7 protein-coding genes are annotated in these 8,314 nt (G+C 68.0%); 6 read left to right on the top strand and 1 reads right to left on the bottom strand.

Going from position 1 to position 8,314, the window contains the following annotated elements; translation table 11 throughout:
• Positions 1–1,920, top strand: a 1,920-nt coding sequence (locus BLU09_RS28085) for a coiled-coil domain-containing protein (RefSeq protein ID WP_482805280.1), incomplete at its 5' end; no start/stop codon positions are given.
• A gap of 160 nt (positions 1,921–2,080) precedes the next feature.
• Here BLU09_RS28085 and BLU09_RS28080 read toward each other — a convergent pair.
• A complete protein-coding gene (locus BLU09_RS28080) occupies positions 2,081–2,302 on the bottom strand; it encodes a hypothetical protein (protein WP_090492867.1) in 222 nt (73 codons plus the stop codon).
• Between the two features lie 189 nt (positions 2,303–2,491).
• On the opposite strand from BLU09_RS28080, the gene BLU09_RS28075 reads away from it, so the two are divergent.
• The 5 genes from BLU09_RS28075 to BLU09_RS28055 all read left to right on the top strand — a co-directional run bounded on the left by BLU09_RS28075 (position 2,492) and on the right by BLU09_RS28055 (position 8,313).
• On the top strand, positions 2,492–3,430 hold the full coding sequence (locus tag BLU09_RS28075; RefSeq protein WP_090492865.1) for an AAA family ATPase: 939 nt from the start codon (positions 2,492–2,494) through the stop codon (positions 3,428–3,430).
• A gap of 16 nt (positions 3,431–3,446) precedes the next feature.
• A complete protein-coding gene (locus tag BLU09_RS28070; protein WP_186817846.1) occupies positions 3,447–4,862 on the top strand; it encodes a patatin-like phospholipase family protein in 1,416 nt (471 codons plus the stop codon).
• Between the two features lie 97 nt (positions 4,863–4,959).
• Positions 4,960–5,907, top strand: coding sequence for a branched-chain amino acid transaminase (locus BLU09_RS28065; RefSeq protein ID WP_090492862.1), 948 nt, complete (start codon positions 4,960–4,962; stop codon positions 5,905–5,907).
• Between the two features lie 106 nt (positions 5,908–6,013).
• On the top strand, positions 6,014–7,354 hold the full coding sequence (locus BLU09_RS28060; protein WP_090492860.1) for an AAA family ATPase: 1,341 nt from the start codon (positions 6,014–6,016) through the stop codon (positions 7,352–7,354).
• 116 nt (positions 7,355–7,470) lie between these two features.
• Entirely contained in the window at positions 7,471–8,313 is an 843-nt protein-coding gene (locus BLU09_RS28055; RefSeq protein ID WP_163884489.1) for a Fic family protein, read from the top strand.
• Position 8,314 lies beyond the last annotated feature (1 nt).

Here is an 8,314-nt window from a genome sequence, read left to right as displayed (position 1 = left end):
GCCCAGACGCAGCAGACGCTGGCGCAGACGGAGCAGCAGCTCGCCGACACGCAGAACACGCTCGCCAGCACCGAAGGCACGCTGGCGGAGACGCGTGGCGAGCTGGAGGCCACCTCCCAGACGCTCCAGCAGACGCATGCGGCGCTGGAGGACACGCGCGGCGCGCTCCAGGAGACCAGCGACACGCTGGCGCACACCACCCGCGAGCGCGACCAGCGCATCGCGGAGCTGGCGGACCTGGGCGCCGCGAAGGACGCGCTGGAGCAGGACCTCACCGGCCAGATTGGCCAGCTCCGCAGCGAGCTGTCCGAGACGCAGGGCAACTACGAGGCCGAGCGGGCCGCGCACGAGAAGCTTGCCGCGGAGACGAGCGCGCACATCGGTGACCTCACCAGTGAGCGTGACGGACTCCGCTCCGAGCTGGAGGCCACCAGTCAGACGCTGGAGCAGACCCACAGCCAGCTCGCCGCCACCCGCGACGCGCTGGCGCGCGAGCAGCACGCGCACCAGGAGAGCCGGAAGGCCGCCGCGAGCACCCAGACCGCGCTGGAAGGCCAGCTGGCCGAGGCGCGTGCCCATGGCGAGGACCTGGGCGAGCACCTCACCCTCACCAAGCACGAGCTGGGCACACGCGTCGCCGAGCTGACGCAGCTCACCGCCACGCTGGCGCAGACGGAGAACACCCGGGCCCACCTCGAGGAGCGGCTGCACACGCTCACCGAGGAGTCGCAGCGCCGCGAGGAGCTCCTCCAGAACGACCTGACGCAGAAGGGCACCGAGCTGTCGGACACACTCCGCAAGCTCACCCACGTGACGCAGGAGAAGATGCGTCAGGCGGAGGTGCTCAACCGCGAGGTCGCCACCCGCACCGAGCAGCTCAAGGCCCTGGAGGCCAAGCTCCAGACGCAGGCCACCGAGGCCCGCCGTCAGGCCGAGGGCCTGGGGCAGCAGATTGCCGGTCTCAACGAGCAGCTCGAACAGGGCCGCAAGGTGCTGGCGGGCCGCGAGGACCAGCTGCGCGCCGCGGGCGCCGCCCAGCAGAAGCTCACCGCCGAGCGGGACGGCCTCGCGGGCCAGCTCCAGCAGGCCGAGGCCCGGCTCCAGCAGCAGGCCCAGCAGGCGAACCAGGAACGTGCCGACGCCAAGCGCGCGGCGGACGAACTGGCCGCGAAGCTGGCCAAGGCCGAGCAGCGCATCGCCCAGTTCGCGCAGGACGCCCAGACGCAGGCCACCGAGGCCGACGCCAGGGCCAAGGACCTGCAGGGCCAGCTGAGCGCGCGGGCGAAGAAGATCCAGGACCTGGAGCTGGCGGTGGAGAACGCGCAGGGCGCCAGGTCCCGCGCTGAGAAGGAGCTCAACGCCAAGGTGGCCGCCGCCGAGAGCAAGGCCCACGAGGCCTCCACCCGCCTGGCCGCCGCGCAGAAGGAGCGCAAGGACCTGGAGGCGCGGCACGCCAAGGAGCAGGAAGACCTCGCCGCCAAGCAGAAGGCGGAGCTGGAGCGTCGCGACGCCATCAAGGCGCAGGAGGTCGCCCGCCTGCAGCAGTCCGTGCAGGAGAAGAGCAAGGCCCTCAAGGTCGCCGAGCTGGAGCTGGCCCGCTACAAGAGCAAGTCCGCCACCACGGCCACCCCGGCCAAGGCCGCCGCCAAGCCCGCGGCGGCCGAGGACGACGAGCTGGCTGTGAGGACGCAGCTCAACCAGGTCATCGCGCCCGCCCCTGCGGCCCAGGCCCCGGCGAAGAAGCCAGCCGCCAAGCCCGCGGCCCAGGCCGCCGCGAAGAAGGCCCCTGCCCCGGCTCCCGCCCCGCCGGCGGCGCTGAGTGGCGAGTCCGAGCCCACCGACCGGACCCTGGTCATCCAGTTGCCCACGGCCAAGGAAGACGACGACTGGACGGCCCTGGTGGACGAGCTGGACAAGTAACGGCGCCGGGATTCCGGCACCCCGCCGGAATCCCGACGGCCTCGGCCTCGGAACCTCGAGGCCACAATGAAACGGCCCTGACATCCGTGCCCTAGCCGGGCAGGTGTGTCAGGGCCGTCTCAGTTCCAACGCAGGAAGCGTCGAGCGGTTCCATCCGCGCTCAGAGCGCGGCGCGTGCCTCGCGGACCAGCTCCTTGAAGTGGAGCGTGGAGACGACGTCCCGGAGCGACACCACGCGGCCCCTCGTCTGGGCCTCCTCCTGGGCACGGCGCCAACTGCTGCGGAGTGTACGCAAGGCGACATAGGCCAGCAGCAGCGGGAAGCCGCCCGGAAGCAGGACCACTGCCACCATCATCACCATCCGCAACCACGCCCACACCATGACCGCTCACCTCCCTGAATACCGATTGGAAGCCATGAGATGCACGAGGTGTGCCCACGTTGCGCAGAATATTTCCCTCCGGAGTTACGCGGGTTTGCCAGGCAGCGAGGCGAACGGGCCACGGTGACGACGCCGGAACCCTGGCATTTTTGCCGCAGTCCCCAGGAGGGCGTCGGTTAAGTTCACCGGGTGAGCACCCCTTCGACGGTTGAGAGCCACGCCTTCACCAGCGTGGAGGACGCGGAGAATCGCCTGGAGCAGGTGGGCTATCTATCCTCGCCGGAGATCGCCACGGCGGCCTTCCTGGCGGACCGGATGAACAAGCCCATCCTGGTGGAAGGCCCCGCCGGCGTCGGCAAGACGGAGCTGGCCAAGGCCCTGGCCCAGGCGCTGGGCCGCGAGTTCATCCGGCTCCAGTGCTACGAAGGCCTGGACGAGGCGAAGGCCCTCTACGAGTGGGAGTACGCCAAGCAGCTGCTCTACACCCAGCTCCTCAAGGACAAGATTGGGGACATGGTGCAGGGCACCACCACGCTGGCGCAGGCGGCGGACCGGCTGGCCTCCAGCGACGCGGTGTTCTTCTCCGAACGCTTCCTGCTGCCCCGCCCGGTGCTGAAGGCCCAGCTCTCCGAGCGCCCCGCCCTGCTGCTGGTGGACGAAATCGACAAGGCGGATCCGGAGTTCGAGGCCTTCCTGCTGGAGGTGCTCTCCGACAACGCGGTCACCATCCCCGAGCTGGGCACCTTCCGGGCGAAGCACATCCCCCGCGTGCTGCTCACCTCCAACGCCGCGCGCGAGCTGTCCGACGCGCTCAAGCGCCGCTGCCTCCACCTGCACATCGACTTCCCGGACCGCGAGCGCGAGCTGCGCATCGTCCGCTCGCGACTGCCCCAGGTGCCCCAGGTGCTGGCGGAGCAGGTGGTGGAAGCGGTGGCCGCCATCCGCTCGCTCGACCTGAAGAAGGCGCCCTCCATCAGCGAGACGCTCGACTGGGCCCAGAGCCTGGCGCTGCTGAACGCGGAGCAGCTCACCGCCGACGTGGTGGCCTCCACGCTGAACCTCGTCCTCAAGTACGAAGGCGACATCGAGAAGGCGAAGGCCAACCTCTCGCAGATTGCCCAGGCCTGACGGGCCCTCGAAGCGCGTGCTGCTGAAGGAACGCTTCCAGATCACCCGGCCGCTCGAGGAGATGGAGCTCCGCCTCGTGCGCGCATCGCTGGCCAACGCGGCCCTGGTCGACCCGCGCGAGGAAGCCATCCTCCGCACCGCCCTGTCGCTGGCACGCCTCTACAAGGTGCGGCACGGCGAGCGCGACGTGGGCGTGGGCGCGCTGCTCACCCCGTTTCGCGAGGAGGTGGAGCGCCGCCTGGGCCCCGTCCTCAAAGCCCCCTTCCCGCCCACGCGGGACCGGCTGATGCCGCACGTGAAGGACCTGCGCCAGCACGCCGCGAAGGCGCGCGACATGGTGGCGCAGCGGCTGCGCGGGCGCGTTCCCCCCGAGGCACTGGACCGGGAAATCCGGCACAAGGAACTGGTGCTGGTCACCGGTGGCGGCGGCGGAACGGCCTACGTCTACCTGGGAGCGATGAGCCTCCTGGACGAATACGGCCTGGAGCCGCGCCTGCTCGCCGGGACGTCCATGGGCGCCATCCTGGCCATCATGCGCTCGCGCCTGTCGCGCTTCGACGCCACGGACATGATCAACATCGTCCGCGGGCTGTCCTTCCGGAAGCTCTTCCGCTTCATCTCCACGGAGAGCCGCTACGGCCTGCCCGCCGCGCTGCGGCTGTTTCTGCGCGCGGGGCTGGGCCGCTTCTTCAGCGCGGGACCGGAGAACAGTGGCATGCGGCTCAAGGACTTGCCGGTGCCGACGCTCATCGCCGTGGGCGGCATCCGCCGCGGCATGCTTCCCCGGCCGCTGGAGTATTACGAGCGCCTGCTGGGCACCAGTCCGCTGGGCCTGCTCAACCCCGCGGGCGTGGCACGCCGCATCCAGGCCGCCATGGGTGCCATGGCCGAGCTCTTCACCCGCCCCGAAATCACCGCCCGCCTCTACCTGGGTGCGGACGACACCACCGGCGACTTCGACGCGCTCGACGCCGCGGGCTTCTCCTCCGCGCTGCCAGGCGTCATCCACTACGACGTGCTGCGCGAGGACCCCGGCATGCACACGTTGGTGGAAGGACTCATGGGCCAGCACGGCGTCGCGAGGCTCATCGACGGAGGACTGGTGGACAACCTGCCAGCGAAGGCGGCGTGGAAGGCGGTGGCCCGAGGCCGCATCGGCACTCGCAACGCGTTCATCCTCGCGCTCGACGGCTTCGCTCCGAAGCTGACCACGCCCTTCTGGCTGCCCCTCCAGCGGCTCGCCGCGATGACGGTGGCGCCCAACCTTCCCTATACGCACCACGTCAAACGCTTTCCGCGAACACTGTCACCGCTGGACGTCGTACCGTCGGTGGAACTGGCCTCGAAGGCGTTACAATTCGGCAGGGCGGCACTCGCGGAGGACCTCCCGTTCCTTCGTCGGATGCTCGCCCCCCTGCCACCGGTGCTGTGACTGTTTCGGGACGAGAAACACGCTTTGACCTCATAGGTTTCACTGGCTAGAAGGCCCTGGCTGTCCCCCCCTCAACATCCAGGCGAAGGAACATCGAATGAGCTCGACCTCGAGTAGTGGAGTGCGCGCCGAGCAAATCTGGCTCGACGGCCGACTGATGAAATGGGACGAGGGCCACGTGCATCTGATGACGCACGCGCTTCACTATGGCCTGGGTGTCTTCGAGGGCATCCGCGCATACAAGACGCACGACGGACGGCTGGCCGTCTTCCGGCTGCGTGAGCACGTCCGCCGGCTGCTCGACTCGGCGCACATCATCATGCTGAAGATTCCGTACACCGAGGACGAGCTCTTCGACGCGTGCGTGAATCTGCTCCGCGCGCAGAAGGACCTGTTCGCCAACGGCGCGTACTTGCGGCCGGTGGCCTTCATGGGCGACGGCGCCATGGGCCTGGGCGCGGTGAACCCCACCCGCACGGCCGTGACGGCCTGGGACTGGGGCGCGTACCTGGGCGACAAGGGCATCAAGGAAGGCATCCGCGCCAAGGTCAGCTCGTACACGCGCATGCACGTCAACGTGAACATGGTGCGCGGGAAGATTACCGGCCAGTACGTCAACTCCATCCTCGCCAAGCGCGAGGCGGTGCTGGCGGGCTACGACGAGGCCATCCTCCTGGACATCAGCGGCTTCGTGGCCGAGGCCTCCGGAGAGAACATCTTCCAGGTGAACAAGAAGGGCATCATCAAGACGCCCCCGCTGTCCGGCCCCATCCTGGACGGCATCACCCGCGACACGGTGCTGCACATCCTGCGCGACAGCGGCCGCACGGTGGAGGAGGTCACCTTCACCCGCGACGCGCTCTACATCACCAACGAGATCTTCCTCTGCGGCACGGCGGCGGAGATCACCCCCGTGCGCGAGGTGGACAACCGCCAGGTGGGCGACGGCAAGCCCGGCCCCATCACCCGGTACGTGCAGGACATGTACTTCCGCATCGTGCGTGGCCAGGAGCCGCGCTACGCGGACTGGCTCACGTACATCTGAGCCCCCCGCTTCGCCCCCCTCTTCGGCATGGGAGGGGGGCGGGCAGCCAGGGAAGAGGCCACGTCCCGCGCCCGACCGCCCATCGAATGGGCTAGAACGGGGCTTGATGGCTCCTCCCGCTGGCTACGACTACGACGACAATCCGTTCAAGCTCGAGAACCCATCCATCCTCGACATCGCTCCACCGGAGCCGAAGTCGGTGGAGGACACGGGGCTCAAGATGGGCATCCTGTCCGACATCGCCCTGAAGTACCTCTATTACGCGGGCACGGGCACGGGCATGGGCATCGCGGACGAGATGCGGCTGCCGTGGCCAGGCGTCATCGAGCACGTGGTGGACTTCCTCGCCACGGAGAAGCTGGTGGACCTGCGCGGCGGCAAGGGCTTTGGCCGCGCGTCCGTGGAGTTCATCCTGTCGGAGAAGGGCCGCGAGTACGCGCGAGACGCCCTCACCCGCACCACCTACGTGGGCCCCGCGCCGGTGCCAATCGAGCAGTACAACGCGCTCATCACCAGCCAGACGGAGGAGACGCCCGTCGTCAGCCAGGAGGAGCTGGTGATGGCGCTCAGCCACCTCACCGTCCCCGCGGAGCTGATGGACAAGCTGGGCCCGGCGGTGAACTCCGGCCGCTCGCTGTTCCTCTACGGTTCCCCCGGCAACGGCAAGACGAGCCTGGCCGAGGCCGTCTCCAACATGTTCGGCGGCGAGGTGTTCGTCCCCCACTGCCTGGAGATTGGGAATCAAATCATCCAGGTCCACGACCGGCTCATCCACACGCCGGTGTCGCTGGAGGTCGGCCGGGATGCCTCCGGCCGCCGGCAGACCTTCGAAATGGACAACCGGTGGCTCCTGTGCCGCCGGCCCTCCGTCGTCGTGGGCGGCGAGCTGACGCTGGCGATGCTGGACCTCATCTATTCGGAGAGCACCCGCTTCTACGAGGCCCCGTTCCAGGTGAAGGCCAACGGCGGCATGCTCCTCATCGACGACTTCGGCCGCCAGAAGGTCCACCCCACGGACCTGCTCAACCGGTGGATTGTCCCCCTGGAGAAGCGGGTGGACTTCCTCACCCTCCACACTGGCAAGAAGTTCGAAATCCCCTTCGACCAGCTCCTCGTCTTCTCCACCAACCTGGACCCCAAGGAACTGGTGGACGAGGCCTTCCTGCGCCGCATCAAGTACAAGATTGAGGTCGGGAACCCCGACGAAGAGGCTTACCGGGAAATCTTCAGTCGCGTCTGCGAGGCAGCGGGAATCCCGTACGTGGACCAGGCCGTCACGTACCTCATCGAGCACTACTACAAGCCGCGGAGCATGGAGCTTCGCTCGTGCCACCCTCGGGACCTGGTGAGCCTCATCCGGGACGCGGCGCGCTACCGGCAGATACCTCCAGCGCTCTCCAAGGACCTGCTCGACCAGGCGTGCGAGGTGTTCCTCGTCAATCTGTGATGATTTCGTTGTTACAACCGCGCGGAATTTCTAGAATCCACGCGCCGTTGTACCGCTCGGCCGCATGCTTCGAGTACCGCCCGCGGCGGACCCGCAGCGAGAAGGAGCCGCAGTCCGTGAAGGAACGCTACCAGGACATCGACGAGAAGAACGAAACGCTGCGTGGGTACCTCGACATCTACAAGGACAAGCCGGACGCGCGCGAGTTCTTGGACAAGATGGAGATGTCGTGGATCTACCACGACGCCGCGCTAGAGGGAGTCGTCTACACGCATCAGGAACTGATGGCCGCGCTGTTCCCTCATCGAACCAGCGCGGAAGCCTCCATGATTCCGGTGGTCCTCGAAATCCGGAACCACAAGGCCGTCTGTGACTTCATCCGTGAGGAGGCAGCGGGCGCCAAGAAGCAGGCGCAAATCACGCTGACCACCATCAAGCGGATGCACGACCTCTTCCTGGGCAACACGCCGGAGGCCCAGACGGAGCGCGCGCGCATGGAGCGCCGCGAGCGCACGGAGAAGGAGCTGGCCAAGGAGCGCGACAGGTCCGGGCTGCGCAAGGACATGCCGCTGCACCGCACGTACTTCCACGACATCTCCCAGCCGGCGAAGATCCAGCCGGAGTTGGAGAAGCTCGTGGACTACACGGCCAGCGCCGAGTTCCGCGAGTTCCACCCCATCAAGCAGGCGGCCACGGTCCAGCACAAGTTCGTGCAGATCTTCCCCTTCACCGAGCACAGCGGGAAGGTGGGGCGCATGTGCAGCAACCTCATCCTGCTGCGCAACGGCTACATGCCCGCCGTCATCCACTCCATCGACCGGCAGCGCTACTACGAGTCCTTCCGGGGCCCCGTGGCGGGCTTCCGGACGGTGCTGATGGACGCGATGGAGAACTCGCTCGACAACGGCATGAAGTACTTCCGGGACCTGGGGCGCAAGTACAAGGCCCTGAACAGCTAGC

It is taken from the genome of Myxococcus virescens (assembly GCF_900101905.1).
Taxonomy (GTDB): Bacteria; Myxococcota; Myxococcia; order Myxococcales; family Myxococcaceae; genus Myxococcus; species Myxococcus virescens.
Note: the sequence above shows the minus strand (reverse complement) of the source record. Positions and strands in the feature narration are given on the sequence as shown.

Excerpts from the sequence above, each read along its gene's own strand:
- BLU09_RS28080 (WP_090492867.1), bottom strand. The coding sequence starts at position 2,302 with ATGGTGTGGGCGTGGTTGCGGATGGTGATGATGGTGGCAGTGGTCCTG.
- BLU09_RS28065 (WP_090492862.1), top strand. The coding sequence starts at position 4,960 with ATGAGCTCGACCTCGAGTAGTGGAGTGCGCGCCGAGCAAATCTGGCTC.
- BLU09_RS28060 (WP_090492860.1), top strand. The coding sequence starts at position 6,014 with ATGGCTCCTCCCGCTGGCTACGACTACGACGACAATCCGTTCAAGCTC.